Origin of the sequence: Hyphomicrobium zavarzinii ATCC 27496 (assembly GCF_000383415.1) — a bacterium.
Lineage (GTDB): Bacteria > Pseudomonadota > Alphaproteobacteria > Rhizobiales > Hyphomicrobiaceae > Hyphomicrobium_C > Hyphomicrobium_C zavarzinii.
This window is the reverse complement of sequence record NZ_KB911267.1, coordinates 14,980-37,428: the sequence shown is the minus strand read 5'-3', so window position 1 is coordinate 37,428 and position 22,449 is coordinate 14,980. Positions and strand designations below refer to the sequence as shown.

The 22,449-nt window shown below is 59.1% G+C and carries 24 protein-coding genes; 12 read left to right on the top strand and 12 right to left on the bottom strand.

Features of this window, described 5'->3' with window-relative positions:
- The 5 genes from F812_RS25105 to F812_RS0121855 all read left to right on the top strand — a co-directional run.
- Window positions 1–315, top strand: a 315-nt coding sequence (locus F812_RS25105; RefSeq protein ID WP_020088128.1) for an integrase core domain-containing protein, incomplete at its 5' end; no start/stop codon positions are given.
- A gap of 4 nt (window positions 316–319) precedes the next feature.
- Complete coding sequence (locus F812_RS25100; protein WP_020088127.1) at window positions 320–2,224, top strand: ATP-dependent nuclease; 1,905 nt, start codon at window positions 320–322, stop codon at window positions 2,222–2,224.
- Window positions 2,202–4,118, top strand: a complete 1,917-nt coding sequence (locus F812_RS0121865; RefSeq protein WP_020088126.1) for a UvrD-helicase domain-containing protein — start codon at window positions 2,202–2,204, stop codon at window positions 4,116–4,118. The genes F812_RS25100 and F812_RS0121865 overlap by 23 nt, the downstream gene beginning before the upstream one ends.
- A gap of 7 nt (window positions 4,119–4,125) precedes the next feature.
- Window positions 4,126–4,848 (top strand): hypothetical protein, encoded by a 723-nt coding sequence (locus tag F812_RS0121860; protein WP_020088125.1) that lies wholly within the window; start codon window positions 4,126–4,128, stop codon window positions 4,846–4,848.
- Window positions 4,845–5,402 (top strand): hypothetical protein, encoded by a 558-nt coding sequence (locus tag F812_RS0121855; protein WP_020088124.1) that lies wholly within the window; start codon window positions 4,845–4,847, stop codon window positions 5,400–5,402. The genes F812_RS0121860 and F812_RS0121855 overlap by 4 nt, the downstream gene beginning before the upstream one ends.
- Before the next feature lie 70 nt (window positions 5,403–5,472).
- On the opposite strand, the gene F812_RS0121850 is transcribed toward F812_RS0121855, so the two are convergent.
- The 10 genes from F812_RS0121850 to F812_RS0121805 all read right to left on the bottom strand — a co-directional run bounded on the left by F812_RS0121850 (window position 5,473) and on the right by F812_RS0121805 (window position 14,095).
- A complete protein-coding gene (locus tag F812_RS0121850; RefSeq protein ID WP_156827610.1) occupies window positions 5,473–5,880 on the bottom strand; it encodes a hypothetical protein in 408 nt (135 codons plus the stop codon).
- 209 nt (window positions 5,881–6,089) lie between these two features.
- Window positions 6,090–6,353 carry a hypothetical protein gene (locus F812_RS26715; RefSeq protein WP_156827609.1) on the bottom strand — a complete coding sequence of 88 codons (264 nt, stop codon included), beginning with the start codon at window positions 6,351–6,353 and terminating at the stop codon, window positions 6,090–6,092.
- Between the two features lie 169 nt (window positions 6,354–6,522).
- Window positions 6,523–8,265 carry a DUF3363 domain-containing protein gene (locus F812_RS25095; RefSeq protein ID WP_020088122.1) on the bottom strand — a complete coding sequence of 581 codons (1,743 nt, stop codon included), beginning with the start codon at window positions 8,263–8,265 and terminating at the stop codon, window positions 6,523–6,525.
- Between the two features lie 724 nt (window positions 8,266–8,989).
- On the bottom strand, window positions 8,990–9,310 hold the full coding sequence (locus F812_RS0121830) for a DUF736 domain-containing protein (protein ID WP_020088121.1): 321 nt from the start codon (window positions 9,308–9,310) through the stop codon (window positions 8,990–8,992).
- A 733-nt stretch (window positions 9,311–10,043) separates the two neighbouring features.
- Window positions 10,044–10,529 carry a S26 family signal peptidase gene (locus F812_RS0121825; RefSeq protein WP_198011261.1) on the bottom strand — a complete coding sequence of 162 codons (486 nt, stop codon included), beginning with the start codon at window positions 10,527–10,529 and terminating at the stop codon, window positions 10,044–10,046.
- Window positions 10,526–10,735, bottom strand: coding sequence for a helix-turn-helix domain-containing protein (locus F812_RS25090; protein ID WP_040499025.1), 210 nt, complete (start codon window positions 10,733–10,735; stop codon window positions 10,526–10,528). Before F812_RS25090 ends, F812_RS0121825 begins: the two co-directional genes overlap by 4 nt.
- A gap of 78 nt (window positions 10,736–10,813) precedes the next feature.
- Window positions 10,814–11,293, bottom strand: coding sequence for a DNA -binding domain-containing protein (locus F812_RS26255; RefSeq protein ID WP_083929327.1), 480 nt, complete (start codon window positions 11,291–11,293; stop codon window positions 10,814–10,816).
- Window positions 11,294–11,369: 76 nt separating this feature from the next.
- Complete coding sequence (locus F812_RS27320) at window positions 11,370–11,642, bottom strand: transcriptional regulator domain-containing protein (protein ID WP_425337471.1); 273 nt, start codon at window positions 11,640–11,642, stop codon at window positions 11,370–11,372.
- A 252-nt stretch (window positions 11,643–11,894) separates the two neighbouring features.
- A complete protein-coding gene (locus tag F812_RS0121810; protein WP_156827608.1) occupies window positions 11,895–12,503 on the bottom strand; it encodes an isochorismatase family protein in 609 nt (202 codons plus the stop codon).
- 131 nt (window positions 12,504–12,634) lie between these two features.
- Window positions 12,635–14,095: an OmpP1/FadL family transporter gene (locus F812_RS0121805; RefSeq protein WP_083929325.1), complete on the bottom strand. Its 1,461-nt coding sequence runs from the start codon at window positions 14,093–14,095 to the stop codon at window positions 12,635–12,637.
- Window positions 14,096–14,349: 254 nt separating this feature from the next.
- Here F812_RS0121805 and F812_RS0121800 point away from each other — a divergent pair, with 254 nt between their 5' ends.
- Both F812_RS0121800 and F812_RS0121795 read left to right on the top strand, forming a co-directional pair.
- On the top strand, window positions 14,350–14,727 hold the full coding sequence (locus F812_RS0121800; protein ID WP_156827607.1) for a hypothetical protein: 378 nt from the start codon (window positions 14,350–14,352) through the stop codon (window positions 14,725–14,727).
- A gap of 40 nt (window positions 14,728–14,767) precedes the next feature.
- Window positions 14,768–16,264 (top strand): benzaldehyde dehydrogenase, encoded by a 1,497-nt coding sequence (locus F812_RS0121795; protein ID WP_051113907.1) that lies wholly within the window; start codon window positions 14,768–14,770, stop codon window positions 16,262–16,264.
- 127 nt (window positions 16,265–16,391) lie between these two features.
- On the opposite strand, the gene F812_RS26880 is transcribed toward F812_RS0121795, so the two are convergent.
- Together F812_RS26880 and F812_RS0121785 are read right to left on the bottom strand one after the other, a co-directional pair.
- On the bottom strand, window positions 16,392–17,396 hold the full coding sequence (locus F812_RS26880) for a hypothetical protein (RefSeq protein ID WP_020088113.1): 1,005 nt from the start codon (window positions 17,394–17,396) through the stop codon (window positions 16,392–16,394).
- A gap of 193 nt (window positions 17,397–17,589) precedes the next feature.
- A complete protein-coding gene (locus F812_RS0121785; protein WP_020088112.1) occupies window positions 17,590–18,108 on the bottom strand; it encodes a MarR family winged helix-turn-helix transcriptional regulator in 519 nt (172 codons plus the stop codon).
- A 192-nt stretch (window positions 18,109–18,300) separates the two neighbouring features.
- Between F812_RS0121785 and F812_RS0121780 the strand changes: the two genes are divergently transcribed.
- From F812_RS0121780 to pcaG, 5 genes are read left to right on the top strand one after another with little or no spacing between them, the layout of a single operon-like run.
- Window positions 18,301–19,554, top strand: coding sequence for a cytochrome P450 (locus tag F812_RS0121780; RefSeq protein WP_051113906.1), 1,254 nt, complete (start codon window positions 18,301–18,303; stop codon window positions 19,552–19,554).
- Between the two features lie 9 nt (window positions 19,555–19,563).
- Window positions 19,564–19,887: a 2Fe-2S iron-sulfur cluster-binding protein gene (locus tag F812_RS0121775; protein ID WP_020088110.1), complete on the top strand. Its 324-nt coding sequence runs from the start codon at window positions 19,564–19,566 to the stop codon at window positions 19,885–19,887.
- Window positions 19,884–21,128, top strand: a complete 1,245-nt coding sequence (locus F812_RS0121770; protein ID WP_026868359.1) for an NAD(P)/FAD-dependent oxidoreductase — start codon at window positions 19,884–19,886, stop codon at window positions 21,126–21,128. The genes F812_RS0121775 and F812_RS0121770 overlap by 4 nt, the downstream gene beginning before the upstream one ends.
- Window positions 21,109–21,867 carry a protocatechuate 3,4-dioxygenase subunit beta gene (pcaH, locus tag F812_RS0121765; protein WP_020088108.1) on the top strand — a complete coding sequence of 253 codons (759 nt, stop codon included), beginning with the start codon at window positions 21,109–21,111 and terminating at the stop codon, window positions 21,865–21,867. The genes F812_RS0121770 and pcaH overlap by 20 nt, the downstream gene beginning before the upstream one ends.
- Window positions 21,868–21,870: 3 nt before the next feature.
- Window positions 21,871–22,446 carry a protocatechuate 3,4-dioxygenase subunit alpha gene (gene pcaG / locus F812_RS0121760; protein WP_020088107.1) on the top strand — a complete coding sequence of 192 codons (576 nt, stop codon included), beginning with the start codon at window positions 21,871–21,873 and terminating at the stop codon, window positions 22,444–22,446.
- The last annotated feature ends 3 nt before the right edge of the window (window positions 22,447–22,449 follow it).

Sequence of the window (22,449 nt, the reverse complement as noted above, 5' to 3'; positions counted from 1 at the left end):
ACCAGCATGGCGATCCTCAAATGGAGCAAGGCCAGCGGTGTCGACTGGCACTACATCCAGCCCGGCAAGCCGCAGCAGAACGCGTTCGTCGAGAGTTTCAACGGTCGGCTGCGCGACGAGCTCTTGAACGAGACGTTGTTCTCCACGCTCGACGAAGCGAGAACGCGGCTGGCGGCGTGGCGCGACGATTACAATCGTGTCCGGCCCCACTCGGCTCTCGCCAACCGGACACCGGAGGAGTTCCACGACCACCATCTGGCCCTTGCCGTGACGAACGATCAGGTCCAGAAATTTAGCCCAGGACTCACCCTCTGACTGGATGAGAGAAGGGTCTCAGGTCAATCTCAAAGAGATTCATGTCACGAATTTTAGAAACTTGGGGAACGGCAAACCGACGCGCATCCCGTTCCAGCCAGGCTTGAATCTCATAGTCGGTGAAAACGATGGCGGCAAAACCAGTCTCATCGACGCCATTCGCTACTGTCTGGGTACACGCGGGCAATACTACGAACGCATTGGTCCGACGGATTTCTATTGCGGTGCAGGTGTTCACAGCAAGGAGCTGTCCATCCGATGCGTGTTCGCCGAGCTCACCGGACGGGAGAAGGCAAGCTTCGCCGAATGGCTGACCAATACGCCTGGCGAGAATGGTCAGCCTGGACATACGGAGATTCATGTATGCCTCGTCGCCAAGCTGCAGGCAGATGAGTCCGTCTACCCCGAACGTCGGACTGGACCAAAAGGCGACGGCAAGGATGTTGATGGCAAACTGCGCGAGTACCTCCAGGCCACGTACTTAAAGCCACTCAGAGACGCCTCCGCAGAGCTACGTCCAGGCAGACGCAGCAGACTGGCACAGATACTCCAGACGTTGCCCGAAATGTCTCCCGAACGCGACCCCACAAAGCCCAAGACCCTCGCCCACATCATGGTCGAGAGCCAAAGAAGCATCGCGGCCAACGACACGATCAAGGGTGTAGAGAAGCGACTGCGCGATGAGTACCTCGCCGACGCGGCGCTAACCGGAACCAGCCTAATCCCCAAGCTTGGCATGGGGGTAAAATTCACATTCGAACAGGTTGTCGAGCGTCTGCAGCTCGAACTTCAACCCCCAGACGGGGTGAACTTCGCCGTAAATCGCGGCCTGGGGTTGGACAACATACTCTTTATGTGCGCCGAGCTTCTATTGCTTCAGTCGGAGGCGACCGAGCAGCTCCCACTATTGCTGGTGGAGGAACCGGAAGCCCACTTGCATCCTCAGATGCAGGCAAGTGTTGTATCGATGCTCGATAATCAGGCGAAGGGGCGAAGGAAGGCGCAAATCCTTCTCACAACTCACAGCCCACTCCTGGCTGGCAGCGCTGACCCACAGAACATCATCATCGTGGGTTCTGGCACGGGCTACCCGCTGAGTACCGCTTACACCAAACTCGATAGCTCAGATTACAAGTACCTGCGGAGATTTCTCGACGCGACAAAGGCCAACTTGTTCTTCGCCAAGGGGGTCATCATCGTTGAAGGCGATGCGGAAGTCCTCTTGTTGCCGACGTTAGCCGAGAAGTTGGGTCGCTCCCTCACTAAGCACGGCGTCTCGATTGTGAACGTGGGTACAGTTGGACTCTTCCGCTACGCCCGCATCTTCCAACGAAAAGCGCCTCCGGAACTGTTGGTCCCGGTGTCGTGTCTGACTGATCGCGACATACCTCCCCTCGACGCAAAGGACCTCCTGAGCGCAACCAGGAAGACGGAAAACGAATACTCAGCGGAGGAAATCGCGGCCGAAGCATCGGCTAAGAGAGCCAAAGACGGCTTCCCGGTAAAAACCTTTGTCTCCCCGTGTTGGACATTGGAATTTGACCTTGCCGAAGCCGGGCTCGTCCGGGAAATGAACAGGGCAATCACGCGCGCAAAGCACACCGGGAGCAAAACCGAAGATGTTCTAGACCAAGAGGCCGAGACGCACTTTGCCACCCTAACCGGCTCTGACCGACAAAAAGCAGTCTCGGTGTGCGGGCCCTTGCTCAAGGCAGGAAGCAAGCTGTCAAAGACAATCGTGGCTCAAGAGCTGGCGTCCATCATTAAGCTCCTCCCTGATACGCCAGAGCAGTTTCGAGGGCGCTTGCCAGCATACTTGGTTGAAGCAATCGAGTATGTGACGAGCCCACTGGAAGCCAAAAAACCATCGCCTGAGGGTGCTACCGATGCCGCCGCTCAGCCTGCATGATGTGTCCGACGACGAGATTGCAGAGCTAGCTGCATCAGGTGAACTGGATTTGTCCAACCCAGTACGCCGCCAATTCCTAAAGGAGATGAATAGCCGAGATGTTCAGGCCGCTCCAGGAGCGGGTAAGACCACGCTACTCGGTCTGAAGCTTCGCCTTTTGGGACGCCGCTGGACGCCTGACATGGGTGCTATCGCCATCGTAACGCACACCAATGTCGCCAGACAGGAAATTGAGAACCAGCTGTCAGGTCGCCCGGATGCCCAGCGGCTTCTTCGGTACCCGCACTTCATTGGAACGCTGACCGCATTCGCCCACCAATTCCTTGCATTGCCCACCGTTCGAGGGCTCGGCTTCCAGGTCCAGTCCATCGACACCGAAATATTCACCTCAGCCGCCGCCGCAGCATTGCGGTTAAGCCCCAATGCCAGGGGATGGGTAGCAAATCAGTCTGGCTTGCCCACAAGCACCTCATTTGTCGACCGTTTGCAAGCCGGCGCGTTGAAGATCGCTGGGTCTCTGACGCTGGATGTTGAGAATCCACGTCAACTCGCGCTCGTCCCCGGACTAGCAAATCGCTCCAGCCCCACATTCGTTGCCCTACAAGAGGTCAAGGATTCCCTCAATGCTCGTGGCCTGTTTAGCTATGAAGATATGATGGCCATCGCCAATAGCACGCTAAATGGCATCCCAGACCTTCGCCAGGCGCTTGCAGCGCGTTTTGCCCTCATCGTTCTGGATGAGGCTCAAGACACGTCGGAAGCGGCCTTCAACATGCTGCATTCCATCCGAGACGCGGGCGCTGTGCTTCAGTGTATTGGCGACGTGAACCAAGCCATTCTCGCCGACGGAGCAAGCCCTGCTTGGAAGCCCGCTGCCGATGCATTGGACCTCAATGAGACCAAGCGGTTTGGTCCTTCGCTTGCAAGAGTCGCGAGCAAGCTAAGTGTCCACCGGCCTCAAGATATAGTGTCCACCAAACAGCCCGATAGCCTCCTGTATGCAATTCTCTTTGCCGAAGGCGCCGAACAAGCTGTTGCGTCCGATTATGCCAAACTGCTCGTCTCCAACCTTGGAGGTGAAGGAAGCTTCTGGGCTGTCGGGCATCGACGAAACTCCAGCGAGAGCGCCAAAAAGACGCAGTTGGTTCTGGGGAGCTACTTTCCGAATCTCAAATCCCAAGGCCCCCAAGTCGATGCGCTTCTTCTCCACGCAAGCATCGTCCAGTTCGGGATTGGGGCCAGCGAGCTGGAGCAAGTCGAGAACGCGCTCCGAGAGACAATCACCTACTGCTGCAAACTTGGAGCGGATGGCGAGACACTGCGCCAAGGTCGTCTGCTCAAGACGTGCGACCGCCATTTTCCGGAGATTGGTCGAGGGCTCCGCGATTGGATTTCGGACCAGTTAGAGAAGCCTCCAACGACAGAGGCACTATGGGCCGAGGCGAAAGCCTCTCTGCTCGCTCGCCTTGCATCTTTCGCGCCGGACCTCAGCTTGGTCGAAACATGTGGAAACCTGAAGTTTGCGGGGGACTCGTCGACCTTTGAGCAGACCGCGACCGATGGCGCATATGAGATAATCGACGTCGACGGCACCAAGGTCAGGATAAACGTCGGCACCATCGCGTCCATCAAGGGACAAACACACGATGCCACACTGCTTTTGCAGACTTCGTATTTCAACATCCGTCCGTTCGGAAAATTTGCCGAAGCGCTCAACGCCAAGACAACGCGGAAGTGGGGCCCAAAAGAGGCCAGCTTGCTAGCCAATTTCTATGTCGCGACCACGCGCCCGCGCAGACTCCTAGCAGTGGCCGCACAAGCCGACCAAATCGGCGAGAAGGACCGAAACCTATTGAAATTGAGCGGATGGACTATTTTGGAAATTACAAAGTGAGAGACGAATGCAGCCACCGCTCTCTCCAGAAACGATAGTAGGCACGAGCATCGAGGGCCAGGATGTGACCTGGGCCCAGATTACATCCGCTGCCCAAGACGTTCGCGAGTGGCTCGCGCTAAAACTTACATCAGGCTCTTGCTCATCTGGACTCATCTACCAGCTCGCCGGGCATCACTGTCGGATTCCCCAGTGGTTCGGTGAGCGCGATCTGCTTGTCGACATCCATGAGGTTTATGATCAGGTCGGCGAACTTGAGAAGGCGCCTCTCACGCGCGCCGCTCCGACCAAACGGGCCGAACCCTTTACGGCTGGGCCGTTGCAAGGGCTTTGGCACAAGCATTGGTTCCAGGCCGACTTCCTCGTGACCAACCTCCTGAATGAAACTGAGAAGAACGGCGAAATGCTCATCAGGCGAAGGCTTGACGAAACGTTCGGGCGCGATGGATGGGAAGGTCAAATACTGAACAAGGACCTCGCAGGACAGCTAGCTCACGTCATGGTCGACGGCGCGCTCGAGCACCGTGCGGGCCGTTCAAAGAAGTCCTCACGTCTAACGGGTGAGTGGATTGTTTTCGCCAAGGGCCGAGGCGGCAGAAACATCTACCTCACACTCGCAGGACATGGCGAGACAAACGAGGCAATTTTCAAGAGATGTGCTTTTGCGCCGAAGGAGTTCCCAGAGCTCTCGTCCACACTGCCCTTCTCCAACGAGCAGGCGGCTCCATGAGCGAGTCCAACAACCCGATGGCAACAATCAGAACCGATACCCCAAATACACCCGATGATGTCATCGACATATGGCTTATTCCGCACTTTAAGCGATTTGGTTGGCCGCCGATTCCCGGCAACGAATGGCGGTACATACTTGGCCTCGGTAACGGCCTCGCATGGCTCCAATCGCTCACTTGGGCCAAATCCACCATTGCACTCTCGCCCAAGCTATTAAGCCCTAAGGGATTGGAGACAGTCGTCACGCTCTCTCGAACGCATTTGTTGGGGGAGACGACAGCCATTTCGATGATTAGTGATAGCTATGCGAGGTTCCGACGCTGTTGCGATTACTTGAAGCAGCACGGCCGCTTTCCCCGACCCATCATTCTAGGGACCAGCTGCGATGGCTTCGACGTCTTGGACGGCAACCACAGACTAGCGGCGTATTTCTATCTCTATGGCTACTTTGACGTTGAGAACGAGGAGACGCCGGTTTTGAATGTCTCGGAACAACAGGAGGTGTGGATTGCCAACAGTCCTATGGGACGGATGCTATGGAATTCAGAGTAGGCCAAGGACGTCTACGGAGACGCAAAGAATACCGGTGGGTTGCTTGGACCTGCGATCGACAACGTGTTGGCTAAGCGTCGGTCGGAAGCCAGCCCAATACCTCTTCAATGCGCTTTCGGTAGGCTGTCGCAATCTGACGCGGCGCTCGTCGAATATATCTCTCCGCCTTCACCCGCTTCGCCTCCTCCATCCCAGAAAGTAGCTTAATCACCTCATCGACAGTGGGGGTCTTTCCGTTCACACCATCGAACTTTGATGGCAATCCTGTCCAAATTACGTGAGCAAGCTTCTTCGACGCTGCCCATCCCGCGATACCCCCTATTGCAGCTGGAGCAGCCTCCCCAGGCGACCAGCTGCCGATGTTCCGGACGGGCGTCCCTTCTCTGGCGGCTAAAGCCTGTTTGGCGTCTTGAAGCGAGGCCAATGCCATAACGGCCCATAAGGTCCTCAGCGCCTCCGCCGTTGGCTCGATGACCAATGTGACTAGTCCACTATCCGAATGTCGGACAAACTCGACCGGAACAGACGGACCGTCCTCATGCCAACCGCCCTCAATCGGCAACTGTTGGTCGCGCTCCAAGTCCCAAATTAGAGAGCCCCATCCCAAGCATCCGATTGCCATTTGTCACTCCGCCGTTACGTGTGATGCATCTATCGAGCGCAGCTTGTCCATAATAGCGCAATAGGCTAACCGAAGGACGCCACGCGCAGGCTCGCCAAGCTGTTCAAAATCGGCGAGGTGTTGTTTCTCACCTGCGAATTGGTCGTGCCATTCGGATACTGTTGAGATGAAAACCCTTCCTGTTCGAGGAATTTGGCGAGGAGGCACGTTGCATCCCCGCAGGAACCGCGCGGAAATTTATCGAAGGTGCAGGGCAGGAACTTCTTATCGCAAACCTCTATGGCGCGCCTAAAGGCCACGCAGCGACTTCTCGATTTCTGCAAATCCAAGGTCTATCCTCAGGACGTCACCGTCTAGTGCGTTCGTCCGCTCCAAGATGCCCTTCCGACGCGGTAAGCAGAGGACTTTCGTCGATCCGCGGGGCGGCACCAACTTCCGCTATCTCGGCAGGTCGGACATGGGTGGCTGGGCAATGTTGCGCCTGCGAATTGAGCGGGTTCAGGTGCGTCCTGGCAAACCTTTCCCACGTTCCAGAGTCCATGTCACGCGGCTCCGCCCCACCACGCCAGAAACAGCGTGTCCTCTGAACGGCTCTAGCGCCGGACGCCACGGCGCCAGCGTGAAGGTGTCCTGGTGGCGAAGCACGGCAACTTTGCCGGTGGGCGTGACGATCGCGCGATCGTACACGCCGGTAATGCGCGCTCCAGGCGCGGAGGGTACATAGGTGGCGTTGAGCTCTCGCGAGACTTGCTGCACGATACGGTCGGTCTCGGCCCTGCGCAGGGTCCGCATCATGTCGGGAGATGGTGTTAGACCACCACCGGGCGCGATCGTTGCGACGCGGCGCTCGACCAGCCAATCTCTTCTCGTGGCCAGTGCGGTTCGCACTTGACTGGGGAAGCCGGGCGTTCCCGGCTCGGGTTGCCATCGTGAGAGGATGGCTTCGTCAAGCCAGGTCGGACCGTCGTAGGTCGCCTGCTTCTCGAGCGCGACGGGCGAGAGCACTTGTAGCTTGGGCACCGGCGACGGCTTACCGTCGAGGCTGTCTCCGGCCAGGGCCACGATTGTCCCGCGCACCGGCGCGTCGGCGGGTTTGAGGCGGCCAAGCTCGGCGTAATGCGCGCGTCCGTCCATGGCGTCGATTACGACCCATGTGTGATCGGAGATCTCGTCGACGAGGCCGACGCCCACGACTTTGCCGACCAGCGGTGTCTTGCGGGGGCTCCGCTCGAACAAGGCCATGGCAGCCGCGCTCCGCTCGATCCCGGCTTCCTGTAGCGCGCGCTGCATCATCTTGAACTTGTCGGCACGTTGTCCGAGCTGGCGAAGTTTGCCCTCCATCTGGCTATCGAGTGCCCAGACGCCCTGTTGCCGTTCGTCGGCGAGGCCGAGCCGCTCCAGGGTCTTGAGCCGGCCGACCCGGGGCGTGTGCTGTGTGGGATCGAGCTCCTCGGCGGCTGTGACGACCAGAATGTTTTCCTTGGAGCGGCCGATGAGCGCTCGATCGAGGCGCGTCAGTCGTTCCTGGCCGACCTCGTTGAAGAGCTTCTGCATACGCTCGAGCTGGGTTTCCGGTCCGAGCTCCAGGGTCACGAGGGATTGGGCGCGGGCCCGGACGCCATGGGCGATGTAGTCGCGCGCCATCACCAGATCCTTGCCCTGATCATCCTTGCCGCGGAGGACGACGTGAGTATGCGGGTGTCCAGTGTTGAAATGATCGACCGCCACCCAGTCGAGCTTCGTGTCGAGGTCGCGCTCCATCTGGGTGAGGAGGTTACGGATGAAGGGTTTGAGGTCGCTGAGCTGTGCGCCTTCGTCGGCGGAGACAATGAAACGAAATTGGTACGGGTCGTCGGCCGAGCGGGCGAGGAAAGCACTACCATCGACGTCATCCCCATTGGCGTCATAGAGCCGTCCAGGGGCTCCCTCTCGGGTGACGCCATCGCGCACGATGTATTTCATGTGCGCCTGTGCGGCGCCGAGGTCGCCGTTCAGGATCCGTGTGTAGCGCGCCTTGACGATGACGCGTCGGCTCCCGGGGGCAATGAGTCCCGCTGCGGCGCGTACGCCTGTCCCCATGCCGCGCGTCAGGCTGCCGGGTGTGATGTGTCCGCGCTGCAGCACCGCCCTTGCGCCCCTCTTGCCAGCCCGGCGGAACACGAGCGCGGCATGCCGCTGTGTGCGGCTGCTGCGGCTATCGCGAATGCGACCGAACTTGGGATCGAAGTCGTCTTGCGCCATGTCGAGCCTCGCGGGTTGAGGGGTGGCAAGACGAGATGGCGTGTCGGTCGCCGCGTTCAAGACGGCGTTAAGTTCAATGCTGATTGCGCGAAGGAATCTCGAACGCTGACGGTACGATCGCTTTGCTGACGTCGTCCGCAAGTCGGCCCCTGCACGATCTGACGCGCAGATGACGTCAGTCTTTTATCTTGATGTCCGGAAATGCCCTCTCAGACTTCCCGCAACTTCCTTTGTCACACTCGCTGGTACGTTCAGCAATTTGGGTGGTCGAGGCATACGCAGAAGGATCGTCTCCGGCGAAAGAGTTGCGCACGGCCAGGCTCGGTCAACGGGGATCAGTTGGACCGACAATGAGCGGCGCTGCGGTGTCGAGACACACAGGACCGTTGCGGCCGTTCGACGGACGCGCTCGCGCTGATCTCAGCGAACTCGATCTCGGGCGCGCTCCGCAACCGGGCCGGCCATGGTCTGCGACAGCCGCGGCGCCAGCGTGTGCCGCATCGCGTAACCGGAAACGAGTAGCCGGACCTGCCGCGCGTCGTGCGTTCGGGTTGACGTCAACCGACCCAGATTGGCTGGCCACATTCTGACGCTAATGCGCCGACGCTGCTCCAGGCGGCGTCAGCGCCGTGGTGGGGCGGGCGGGTGGGGGAGGCTGGCGGACGAATGTCAGCACGGAATGAGTCTCCGCGCTGCGGTGAGCAGCGCGGAGACGAAACCCCGCCTAGTCCTGCGGGGTCCAGATCAGCGCGTAGGTGTTCGGATCGGCCTGACCTGCAGCTCGCCCAAGGTTGGCATAGAGCGTCTTGCCGAACTCGGGAGCCGAGATGGAGAGCGAGATGTACTCCTTGCCCGAGGTCTGTCCGATCCGCTGCCAGCCGGCGCCGATCTCGATGCCCTGGGCCATGACGCGGAAGTCCGGCTGGGTCTCGGTCTGCTTGTCGCCGACGGGAAGGATGGCGATCGATGCCCGGAGGGAGAGGGTGCGGATCTCGCCTTCGTAGCGTCCGTCCTCGCGCTTCGTGACGTAACCGATGGTAGCCATGATGCTGATCCTCACGTTGTTCCGGCGGAGGCCTATTCCCCCGCCGGCGCGTGCAGATCGTGGCGGGCTGGAGCCTGAGGCACCCGTCGGAGCGGAGCTCCGCTCCGTGGAGAAGGGCCGGAACGCAGTGGAGGACCCGCGCGCAGCGCGGGTTGCCGCTAAGGCGACGCCTGCCACATCGTCGCACAAAGTTCGACGGGAAAGGGCCTCCCGGCCACGGCGAGAGGATGGCCGCGTGGCGTTCGGTGCGCGATTGGCGAGGCCTCAGCGGAGGCGGTCGCAGCACATCTACTCTCCCGACAGCGATGCGAGCCGAGCTGCGCGCCGATCTTGGACGTGCTTCCGTGTCATGGTCTTGGTGGTTGAAGCGCCGCCAAGAAGTACGGACCTGAGGGCTCGCAACAGATGCGCTGATCGGCTTTGGGGCGAGAGCGTGCCACGGGCTCCGCGGAAGGGATCGTTACACGCATGTGCCGAGACGCCGGTTCCCCATTGCCGGCGGCTCGGTCGCGCGGCTGACCGAGGCCGCGCGATAGAGCCCGACCGCCCGAGATCACGAGATCGAGGGCGGGTCCGCCCAGACTTCACTGAGTCCCTTCAACCTGCTCGTCGTTCAACTGTTATGACGTCATCTAACCTCGGACGTCGCCTCGCGAACGGACGTCGCCGGAGGCGAATGTTTATCTTGTCCAATATACTAGACAGTGTCAGTCCGGCTGAAGGGCGCCGGGTCTCATTGGAGGCGCCAGAGTGGGATCGCCGTTCCGATGACGTGCCTGGCATGAACGGGGCCGAAATAGCGGCTGTCGAAGCTCGCTGGATGATCTGCCAGCAGGAACAGTTCGCTGCTGCTGAGCGTACGGCACCCCCGCCAAGAGGGCAGTGGTTCGCTTTCGACAACGGCGCGAGCGACCAAGCGGCTCTGCACGAACACGTCGGTGCCGAAACGGCAGACGCGGTCGACTGCGCCAGCGGCGACCGGCTTGAGCAGCAAGGCTGATCGCTGGAGATATCCGCGCCGGTCCGCGATCTCTGCGAGATCATCGGGAAGACGAACCAGCGCCAGTTCGCCGACGTCCGGTCTCCGATGGACAATACCATAGAGCCCGATCGGAACGCTCGGCGAGGCGTTCCAGACGATATGTACCGTCGCATCCTGAGATGGCGGTGCCAATAGGGCAAGTGCGATCCCCATGCCGGCGATGGGTCGCTTCCTCATGGCTTGCGTCCCGACGACGATTGCCGGCGGGCGCGCTCAGACCACTGGAACAGCTCCTTGCGATGATAGAAGACGCGCCCGCCGTGCTTGCGGAACGGGGGACCGCTTCCTTGCCAGCGCATGTTCTCGAGTGTGTGCGCCTTGAGCCGAAGCAGCGCGGCGGCCTCCTCGGTGGTGAGCAGCGGCATTCTTCTCAGCGTGGCCATCTTGGGTACTCCCGACTGTGTTGGAACTGCCGGGAAGACTTGCGGGACGGTGGCGGACTGAGGAGTGTCGTTCGGAGATCAGCTCAAACGACACCCCAGCCGCAGGAGGTCGAGATAGCCGCCGTCGCGGAGCTCCTCGCCCTTGGCGTAGGCGCGGCAGACGCGGTCCTTCATCCAGCGACTTGCGCCGACCCATTCGGCCCGAACCCGCTCCATACCGTAGATGACGATGGCGATATCGCGATAGCTTGCGCCGAGGCACTTGCCGTCGATGGCAATCAGTGCGTCGCGGAGCAATAGGCGTGTGCGGCTGCAATCGCGATCGTTCGCAGGCCGCAACAGAAGATTCGCCAGACTTGTCACAGCCTTAGCGTAAGCGTCCGGAGCCGACAGTCTGTTGTGCAGCGTGAGTTTGATGGGTGCCCTACCCAGGGGGCACCCCCTGCATCTCAGTGTCACGGCCACATTGGAGTCGCGCAGCAGGACAAATTCTTCGCCGCTTGGTCCCCGGACGATATGCTTGACGGGCGTTTGATGGGTTAGCGAAAGATCGGCCATCGAAGCGTTGATGGCGCGCTCTGTCCTGGCCTCCAAGAGTGGAGCGGCCGCGCAAGGGCACCAGAAGAGCGGCGCTTCATGTGCTGGCAGCGATGGGGCAACGAAAGGAATATAAGTGCCAAGCGTCGGCCCGGGGGCTGCGCTTGTGCACGCGTTGCAGGTTTACTCCGCATCGGAGACGGCATGCCTTCATGCGACCCTGGCAACCGAGCTGGTAGTCGCGTTGGTATGCAGCATGCCGACGTAGAAACTCCCAGGCCAGGTCGCTAAGACACAGGCCGAGCGTGTAGTCATAAAGGCCGCGGCTAGGCGGCCAGGGCGGGCCGACGTGGTACCGGGTGCGTTCCATGCCAGAAGGCTAGGAATCGGAATCCTAATGTTTGGTTTCCGTAAACGTCGTGTCGGCTGATGTGTCGCATGTTGGCATAGTTGCACTGCTTCTCACGCATGTTTTGCTTTCGCTCAACCAGCGCGCTGTTCGAAATGGGCTAGACTAATCTCGCGTTTCTATCTCCGGTCAATCTCCGCAAGACCGAAGCCTCTTAGTGCACCACCTTTGTCCAGTTCCGAATTGAACAGCTCGTTGTCAGAACCGGATACATCAGAGCATTGATAGAGACATCAACGCCGCCCGTTGTTCGGTGCAGCACGCCTCGATCGTCCACTCCTGTACGACTTGCTTGGCGAGGAGTGGTGTAGCTCCGGCGCGAAATAGGCGTGCCTCTGCCAGGCGCGCTGCATCTTTTGAGTGCGCCGGCGAAGCATCGACCGGAACATAAACCTCGTAACGGTCGGCCAAGGCATAAAGTGCGGCGACTAAGATCTCGTGGTCGAGCCAGTGACCGGCAAGCACGATAGTCGTGCAGTCCTTAGCATCCAGTGCCGTTGTGAACCCTTCGTTCTTCCAGATGCAACCGTGCGCTTCAGAGGCGAATGTCTGGTGCTGAAACCTAGACGACTCTGGAATTCCGTTCCGGCAAAAGACGAACACTGGCATGTCCACGATTTGAGCTGCCGCTGTCAGCAGATCAACGTTGCGTCGATAGCTGCCTTGCACGCGCGGCGGCTTCCCGAAGGAGTCGGTCTGAGTTGGTGAGATCAAGACGAGACAACACACACTAGGATCGGCCAGCGGCGTCCTATGATAGGTCGTTTGCGAGAGCACATTTCCTGCAGCTTCAGTAGAACGATATCCCGCACGTTTCGTCACGTAGCCCAGCCTCCGAGGCGGTAAGAGAGTAAATTGCAAAGTATCGACTATGTCGTCGCAAAAAACATGGCGCTGTTGCCAGCGCCATGCCGCAGTTTGGGAGAAGCCGCCGCGAGTGTTCGTAACAAGAATCAATAGTGGTAGGTGGCACCAAGTGTGAGTGAGTAGGCTTCGCCACCGAAAGTGGCGTCTTCCGAATTTGGGGTGAAGCCGAGCGTAGGAGCGCCGGCAGCAAACGCGGGAGAACCGAGACCGCCGAGGTTGATACTCTCGCCCGCCTCGAGTTTCTTGTCCTCGTAGTGCGTGACTTGGAATGCGCCGTCAAATTGCCAACCTGAGCCGGTTTTGCCGACTCGATTGTCATAAGAGAAGCCGAGCGCGAAGATGTGGCGATCGTTGTCAAAGGTTATCTGGTCGCCATTGCGGTCAGGAAAAATCGCTTCGTCGAACGCATATCCAAATCGCAGGTCGAGGTTCGTCATGGCGTGCCACGTCGCGCCAAAGCGCCAAGTATTCTGATCTTGGGCGCTGTAGTTTACGACGAGTTGGTCTGCAGGGACGGGGCCTACAAAGACTGTATCTCGCAACTTTACGACCAGCGGCTTACCAAAGCCCGCCGTGTCGCTCCAGAAAGTGCGCTGCCAATCAAAGGAGACATCAAGGACGTTCGGTAACAGAGCGTATTTCATCCCCAACTGCACGAATGCTGGTGCATCGATATCCATTGAGAACCGCGTTTTCTGCTGACCAGCCCCCAAGGGTGTCAGGTCAAGCGTGAAGTCCCCCTCCCATGTTTGGCTCTCCTTGGTTCTGCCCGCAATGCCGACGGTCAGGCGATCATTGACGTCGTACTGCAGTCCAGCCGTGAGAGATACGGCGTGCAATCCGAATTCCAGCGAGCCGGGCGGCAAGCCTTCGAAGCTCCAGTCCTTGTCAGTCTCGAGTGAAATCTTGCCGGCTAAGGGACTGCTTGCGTTGCCAGGGCCGAGAAACACATTGGGAAACCCGATGTTCAGACCTAGCTGTCGCGCCACGTTGAAGTTGGCGGCGAGACCCACGCGCAAGTTTTCCGTTGGCTTCCAAGCTAGCGTCGGAGATACGTCGATCGACACAATGGACTGGTCGAGCGAATTGTAGCGAAAGATGCCTGCGTCTTCCCAATCCGCGACGATGCCAAAGGGCGAGGCGATGCCGAGGCCGATCACGGCATTCGGGGCGATCTGCTGATAGAGGCCAAGAGTTGGGAGGGCGGCGATCTCCCCATCTACGCTCGTGGCGTCGGGATTGTGCGTTCCTAGCGAATCCGTCGATTCGGCATTGCGGACGTCGAGAAGATAGATGCTGCCACCAATAACCGTACCTTCCATGGACGCGGCGCCTGCGGGGTTGTGGTAGAATGATCCTATGTCGTCGACGCTTGCGACACAGGCTCCAGCGTTGGCGAGGCAGGATGTGCTGACGCCCCAGGTCTGAGCATAGTTGGCATGGGCCGGCAGCGTGAAGGTAATCACCGCAAAGCCAAGCACTAGTCTGGTACCAAGCGCACTCCCCGTGATCCTTGCGCCGCCTGCGACGCGCCGTTGTGTCGACATGGTCTGTGACCCCCCATCTTTTTTGGCTGATGACACGGTAGTGAAACGGTGTCTTGGGCAGTCCAGACCGAAGTATGGAGCTAGGCAATCGGAGGCGGATGGTTGCGGTTTTGCCACAGCCCTTTGAAAGGGGGGCGGCAAACCGCGGCTGCAGCCAAACTTATGTCGGGCGCTTCAAACGGGGAGAGGTGGTTCTCTCCGAGCAACGAGAGCGCGACGGTCGCTCCAAAAGAATAGCAAATGGGAGGCAGCACGTGACCCTCAAGGGAATCATGAACGTCCTGGTATTTCTGTTCGGTGCAGGCTTCGTCGCGGTGGGTGCGCTCGCCTACATCCCCAATCCCTACGTCGGCTCGGATGGGCTCGTGCTGACGAATGACCTCCACAACTACTTGCATGTCGCGACCGGCGCGCTCCTGATCTTGGGAGTGCTTACGGGGCGGATTGTCGGCGCACTCATCCTTACCTTCCTGCTCTACGCAGTGTTGGCAATCGCAGGGTTCACTTCCGCGTCAGACCACGTATTCGGGCACGTTCACATCAATGATGTTGGCCGCTACTTGCATGTCGGGGCGGCGATTTCTCTCTACATTCTTTTGCATTACACGATTAGAGCCAGGGACACTTGGTGACACCGGTTTATCAGTTGAGGCAACCCACGCGCGAGTGACCATGCAAGACAGATTAGCTGGCCCAACAATATCTTCCTCTTCGTCCACCTGGCTTTCTCCGAGCGTTTGGAGCGATCGAGGCTTCCTCGATGGCTGGAGCGCTCTGAACTCGCACGCTGACGTCATCGAGCCTGCGACGGGAACTGTTCTGGGGCGGGTCGGTCTGGCCAGCCCGGAAGACATTCACCGTGCCGCCTCTCGTGCACGGCAGGCGCAGTCGGATTGGGCATCGATGCCGCCTGACGAGCGCGCGTCGACGCTGCGCCGAGCGGCTCAGGTCGCGGAAGACAATCGCAACGAGATCGTGGACTGGCTCATGCGAGAGTCCGGCTCCGTTAGGGCGAAGGCTGAGTTCGAGGTCGCGGTGACCATAAAGTCACTTTGGGAATCGAGCGCCATGCCTTCGCAGGCCAGTGGCCTGATGTTGCCGACTGCAGCTGGTCGCCTGAATATGGCGCGCCGGCGTCCTCTCGGGGTCATCGGCGTAATCTCGCCGTTCAACTTTCCGCTCTACCTCGCCATGCGTGCGGTTGCTCCGGCTCTTGCGGTCGGCAACGCCGTCGTACTGAAACCGGATCCGCGTACCTCAGTGTCCGGGGGCTTCACAATCGCTCGATGTTTCGAAGCTGCGGGCCTTCCCGCGGGCTTGCTGCACGTCTTGCCCGGAGGCAGAGACGCTGGCGAGGCTCTATGCAAGGATCCGAATGTGGCCATGATCCAGTTCACTGGATCCACCGCTGCGGGACGATCGGTCGGGGAGCTAGCGGGCAAGCATCTCAAGAAGCTGTCGCTTGAGCTCGGCGGAAAGAACTCGCTGATCGTATTGGACGATGCCGATATCGGGCTGGCGGTCAAGAACGCATGCTTCAGCGTCTATCTTCATCAGGGCCAGATTTGCATGTCGGCCGGACGTATTCTCGTTCAGCGCTCCATTGTCGATGAGTTCTCTCATCAACTGGCGGCGAAAGCCCGGGAGCTGCCCGTGGGCAATCCCACAACAGAACAGGTCGCTCTGGGACCGCTGATCAACCAAGCGCAGGTCGATCACGTCAATACCATCGTTCAAGAGTCAATTGCTCAAGGGGCAAAAGTTGTCACAGGTGGTTTTGCTCAGGAACTCTTCTACCAGCCGACGGTCCTCACTGGCGTTTCGCGCAGCATGTCTGCCTTTAAGGAGGAAATCTTCGGCCCGGTTGCAGTTGTCACACCTTTCGACAGTGATGACGATGCCGTGACTTTGGCAAATGACACAGAGTTCGGTCTGTCAGCCGCGGTTATCACCACCTCGATCGATAGAGCCATCGCGATGGGCGAGCAGCTACGCGTCGGCCTGCTTCATATCAACGATCAGACTGTGAACGATGAAGTTGTGAACCCGTTTGGTGGTGTCGGAATCTCGGGTAATGGCACAAGCATTGGTGGTCCCGCCAATTGGGAAGAGTTCACGCATTGGCAGTGGATGACAATCAAAGGAACTCCGCCACCTTATCCGTACTAAGCGGTCCTCCCGCATTGGGAATGCGACACGAGGGTACGGAAAAAAAGAATACCGGAGTGGACGATGCACTCCGGTATTTCAGTTTAGCGCGCGAGCGTGGTGTGGTCTCAGAATGCTCTCGCCTCCTTCACGAACGCAGTACCGAGTGGAAAGGGCAAGCTGACGTGCTGTCCGGTGTACGCTTGGCCTTAGGAGGCTCGCCATGGAACGCAGGACGTATCTTCTTCATGCGCGCCCGTTCTGGAGTTGAGAACTTGGGATCGCGCCAGATATTCTCTCGAAAATAGACGTACGTGGCCATGCCCTTGCGTACTAGAAGCATCATGATCGGATTGGGGTCGCCCATCTGCATAAGGTCACGGATCTCCTTGTTCTGTAGTGCGAGTATGGTCTGGCGTCCGATCCAGCGGAAACCCCACGGGAACCATCGCTCGCAGAACTGCTCGGTCAGCGCGTTGGCCAGTTCTTTGCCCGTCTCGACTTTCGGCCACGGATGGGCTTCATAGTCCGCCATAAATTTTAGCATCTCGTCGAAGGACTTGGGATAGTCGGTGATGTAGCCTTCCTGTCCGCGGAAGTTCTTCATCATTTCGGTCCAGTAGCGATGCACCGCAATCTTCTGATTTTCGGTGTAGCCCTTAAGACCGATCTCCTGCCGGAGTCGGTGATAGTTGCAGCCGGTCCAGCAACTCGTGTAGATGAAATCGCGACTAGGGAATGCACCGGGCAGCTTTGCCGACATGGCCGCATGTGTGCGGTTGACGTACTCGATCGAGTCAGCAACGTCCGGGTGCCTGGGTCCGAATTCAAACCACTTCCAGAAATGCTGCAGCGTGTCGATGGCGCGATCTTGCTTGCGCTCGACGCTTTTTCCCTTGTGGTTGAGCGTTAGGAGAATGCTCCCTTCAGGTGGCTGCGTGAAACACTGGATACCGGTTGTGTAGATGATGTTGATGATGATGTCGTTCAGGTAGTAGCAGGTGGAAAGTTCCCAGATCCGGTCATAGTCCTTGTTGGGGTCCAAGCGCTCAATCTCGCGAGCAATCCACTTCCACCCCTTCTTGTTGAGCGCCGCTCGTTCGACGGATGGCGCAACGTTGGCCGAAATGGCCCCGATGAAACTAGCTGTCATCTGGCGTTCTCCTGTACGTTTCCTGTCCAGCGCCAGCCCTTTTTCTAGGCCTTTTGTATGGTGCCTGAGCTGTGCCCGCGAAGCACGCCCAAGTCATAATGTTGACATATCAACACATGGCGTGCAAGCCTGATCGCTAGAGAAGAATACGGTCTCGCAACAGGCCCAACACCTAACAAAAGTCTGGGCTCTCTTACTTTGGCTGTTTTCGACGAGAGCCAACTGAAGCCTTGCTGTTGCCGTCCGGCGCGTAGGCGTTGACGTGGCCGACACGATTGAGCAGGTTGCGCAACAAGAGAATAAGCCTCTCTCTCTCTGCATCGGACAGGTCGCCAAGTAAGATCCGTTCCCGCTCTATCGCGACTTTGTATACCTCATCGTGGAGGCGCCAACCCTTTGCGGTCAAAGCCAGCGTAATGCGTCGCCCATGCGTCTTGTCCGGGTGCGCGCTAACATAGGACTGCTCCTCGAGCGTGCGGATGGTGCGGCTGACGATGGCCTTGTCCAGACCAATGACTTGGCAGATTCGTTGTGCGGTGATGTTCGGTTCGACTGCCAACATACTGATAACCCGCCACTCCGTAATCCCAATCCCAAACAAGCGCCGATAGACGGTGGAGGCTCCACTCGCCAGCTTGTTTGAAAGAAAGACGAGGAGGCCCGGCACGTAGCGTTCTAGGTCCAACACTGTCGCGCGCCGTTTCGAATTCATCGCCCCTCCTGTCCGCCGCCGCGAGCGACGCTATTCGGTCCAATACTAAAGTTTGGCGCGCGTGTCGTGCATGTGAAGCATAATTAAAACGAGTTCGCTCCTAATGTTGACATATCAACATTAGGAGGCGTAGGGTTTCTATAACAATCAGGCTCCTTTTGAGGGCCAATAAACTTGCGCAGGGAGGCGCTTATGGGTGTTGTCAGCGCTCCAGCTGATGGCTTCGCGTTGGCTGATCGCGTTTGCTCGGCCGCAAGCCGCAATGCGCAACCCGCTTTGGACATAGACCCCTTCTCGATTGAGTACTTCGAGGATCCCTATCCTGCTCAGGAGCTGGTGCGTGAATCCGGCTCGGCGGTCTGGCTTCCGCGCTACAGCGTTTGGGCTGTCGGCCGCTATGAGCATGTTCATACCATCTTGAATGATTGGCAGACGTTCTGCTCAAGCCGCGGCGTTGGCCTTAGCGACTTTGCTCAGGAGAAGCCCTGGCGCCCCCCAAGTCTCGTGCTCGAAACTGACCCACCGGAACACGATCGTGCGCGGGCGGTGCTGGCGAGAGTTCTGTCGCCGGTCGTGATGAAATCTCTCCGAACACAGTTCGCCTCCGCCGCCGAGCGGCTTGTCGAGCGCTTGCTCGATCTGCGCGGATTCGACGCCATAGCGGATCTCGCGCAAGCGTTTCCACTGTCAGTATTTCCCGACGCCGTTGGCATGAGAGCGGATGGACGCGAGCACTTGCTTCCCTACGCGAGCGTCGTGTTCAACGCCTTCGGACCTGACAATGAGCTAAGACGGCAGGCCATCGCGAGATCGGCACCGCACGTCGCATGGGTTGCCGAGCAATGCCGCAAGGAGAACCTCGCTCCCGTTGGGCTTGGCGCTCAGATCCATGCGGCAGCTGACGCCGGGGAAATTTCACGTCCGGAGGCGGAGACGCTTGTGCGCTCTCTCCTGAGCGCTGGTCTCGATACGACCGTGAACGGGATAGGGGCTGCACTCTACTGTCTCGCGAGATTTCCCAGAGCGTGGGAGTTGCTTCGTGCAAATCCCATGCTAGCGCGTGCGGCCTTCGAGGAGGCGATACGCTTTGAATCGCCAGTGCAGACGTTCTTTCGAACGACGACCCGCGTCGTAACGATTGGAGACATCGAGATCGGAGAAGGACAGAAGGTTTTGATGTTCCTTGGTGCGGCAAACAGGGATCCGCGACGCTGGCCCAATCCCCATGTCTACGACATAACGCGCGTCACAAGCGGTCATGTCGGCTTCGGCTCAGGCGTGCATATGTGCGTCGGCCAGTTGCTGGCACGTTTGGAAGCGGAAGTTCTACTTGCCGCGCTTGCTCAGCGTATCAAGTCCATCTCCATCATTGGAATGCCGAAACGCGCCTTCAACAACACGCTGCGTGGGCTCGATGCCCTACCCGTCATGATCGACCCAGCCTGAGGATAGGCGATGCCGAAAATCACGTACATCGTCGCCTCCGGGGCTACGACCGAAATTGATGTAGCCTCCGGCACGTCCGTGATGCGCGCTGCGCTTCAGACCGGCGTTCCCGGAATTCTTGCCGAATGCGGCGGCAACACCATGTGCGCAACCTGCCACGTGTACGTCGAGGAGAGCCAACTATCTCTGCTCTCGACCATGACCGCCGAAGAGGATGCGCTACTCGATGGGGTGGCGGCAGATCGACGGCCCAACAGTCGACTGAGCTGCCAAATCAACATGAGTCCGGTGCTCGACGGATTGAGGGTCTATCTTCCGGAGCGTCAGACATGAGTGGCGATGGCGTCGTGGTCGTGGGCGGTGGACAGGCTGGTTTTCAAACCTGTGCATCGCTTAGACAGGAAGGCTACGCAGGAAGAATTAGGCTGGTCTGCGACGAACTCCATGCGCCTTATCAGCGTCCACCCCTTTCCAAGGGATTCCTGACGGGCAAAACGAGTGGAGACGCTTTGCCGCTGCGAGCGGAGTCGTTCTACGCCGAGAACGCGATCGAGATCGTCAACGATGCGGCGGCATTCATCCATCGCCAAGCGTGCGTTGTCGAGCTCAAGAGTGGAGCCTGTGCCGCTTACGATCACTTGGTGCTGTGCGTCGGCGCGCGTAACCGTACGCTTCAAGTGCAGAACGCCGAAGCAGCCGGGATAGTCTACATCCGAACGTTGGAAGACGCGGTTCGCGCAGCGCGGCTTTTGGCCATCGCCCAGCGTGCTGTGGTTATTGGAGCTGGTTTTATCGGGCTGGAGTTCGCCGCCATCGCATGCGATAGCGGCCTCGATGTGTCGGTGCTGGAACTATCGGATCGACCGATGAAGCGGGCGATCTCGCAGCTCATGTCCGACGCCTTTACTCGATACCATCTAAGCCGCGGCGTAAAATTCAGGTTTGGTCATGGCATCGCTGCATTTGAAAGCGTCGACGGCCAGGTGAGCGCCGTGGTGACAACCACTGGCGAGCGTCTGTTGGCCGACATGGTCGTGGTGAGCATCGGAGTTGTTCCCAATGTCGACTTGGCAGCGCATGCTGGGCTCGTGACCGGCAATGGAATCGAGGTCGATCGCTTCCTTGTAACGAGCGATCCGAACATATCGGCTATCGGCGATTGCGCGCTCTTCCCGCATCCGAACACCAACAAGATGATCCGACTGGAATCCGTTCAGAACGCGACGGATCAGGCCCGGCTCGTGGCAGCGCGTATCAGCGGCACACCGGCGCCTTACAATTCCGTCCCGTGGTTCTGGACCGAACAGGGCGCCTACAAGTTACAGATGGCCGGCACAATCGACCAATGCGATCAGTTTGTTGCCTCGGGTGATCCGTGTTCGGCTTCCTTTTCAGTCTTCTGCTTCCGCAATGGCCAGCTCGCTTGTGTCGAATCGTTGAACAGGCCGGCCGATCACATCGCGGCCCGACGCGTTCTGTCCGCTGACCGCAATCTGCCCACGATGGCCGACACTGCGGCCTCCGGATTCAGCCTCAAGACATGGAACAACGGCAATGACACTCGAGCTGCTTGAGGGCCATCCCGTGCATAGATTGGCGTCCAGATACTACGATCGTGACCTGAGGATTCAGCCCGTCAGGCACGATCCGCTCTACGCTTCGACCTTGTTGCGGTCGCCGACGCATCCACCGTTGGCCGTAGGTGAGACCATCGCCGATCTTTCCGGCCCTGTTTTCGGGCATCTCAAGCCGGGACCTCTGGACAACGACCTCATCGGGAATTTCGCGAGCGGCGGGCTGGCGCTGGGCGAACGCATCATCATTCACGGAACGGTGCAAGATCAGAACGGACGGCCTGTGCCTGAGACGCTGATCGAGATCTGGCAAGCAAACGCGGGCGGCAGATATCGCCATGTGCGGGACGGATATCTTGCTCCGCTCGATCCGAACTTTAGTGGCTGCGGCCGTTGCCTCACGGACCGCGACGGTCGCTATACGTTCAAGACCATCAGGCCTGGCCCCTATCCCTTCAAGAACGGGGGATGCGCGTGGAGGCCATCGCACATTCACTTTTCGGTCTTCGGCGCAACGTTCACGCAACGCTTGGTGACGCAGGCGTACTTCGAGGGCGACCCCCTCATCCCGCTTTGCCCGATAGCAAACACCATCAAGGATCCGCGGGCGCTCCGCACGCTTGTCGCTACGCTCGACATGTCGGCAGCCATCGAATTCGACGCTCTCGCCTACCGCTTTGACATCGTACTCCGCGGCCGGCACGCGACGTTTTTCGAAAATCGGACGGAAGGAGTCTGAGCCATGCTGCCGGAAACTCCCGCACAAACTGCTGGCCCGTACGTTCACATCGGCACATTTCCATATGCCGCCGGCCTAACAATCGGATGGAATGCGCGACTGCATGAACTCGTCCGAGACAAGGAGCCGGGCGAACACATTGAGATCAACGGCATGATCTATGACGGCGGAAACGCACCCGTGACTGACGCCATGATCGAGCTTTGGCAAGCCGACACGAACGGCGGCTTCCACAGGTCTTCGTTTCCGGGCTGGGGCCGCGCTGTGTCCGACTTCACGACCGGTGAATGGACGTTTCGAACGGTTCGGCCTGGCCCTGTTCTGCGAAGGGACGGAAGTGTCATGGCGCCACATATCATGCTCGCAATCTTCGCGCGTGGCGTGAACGGTCATCTGTCGACACTCATGTACTTCCCCGACGATCCGGATGCCAATTCGCGAGACCCAATTCTGTCGGCGCTTGAGCCGGCGCGCCGCGTGACGCTCGTCGCCAAGCGGCAACCCAACGCTGAAATTCATTCGTATCGCTTTGACATTTTTCTCCAAGGCGATTCCGAGACCGTCTTCTTCAACATCTGAGCG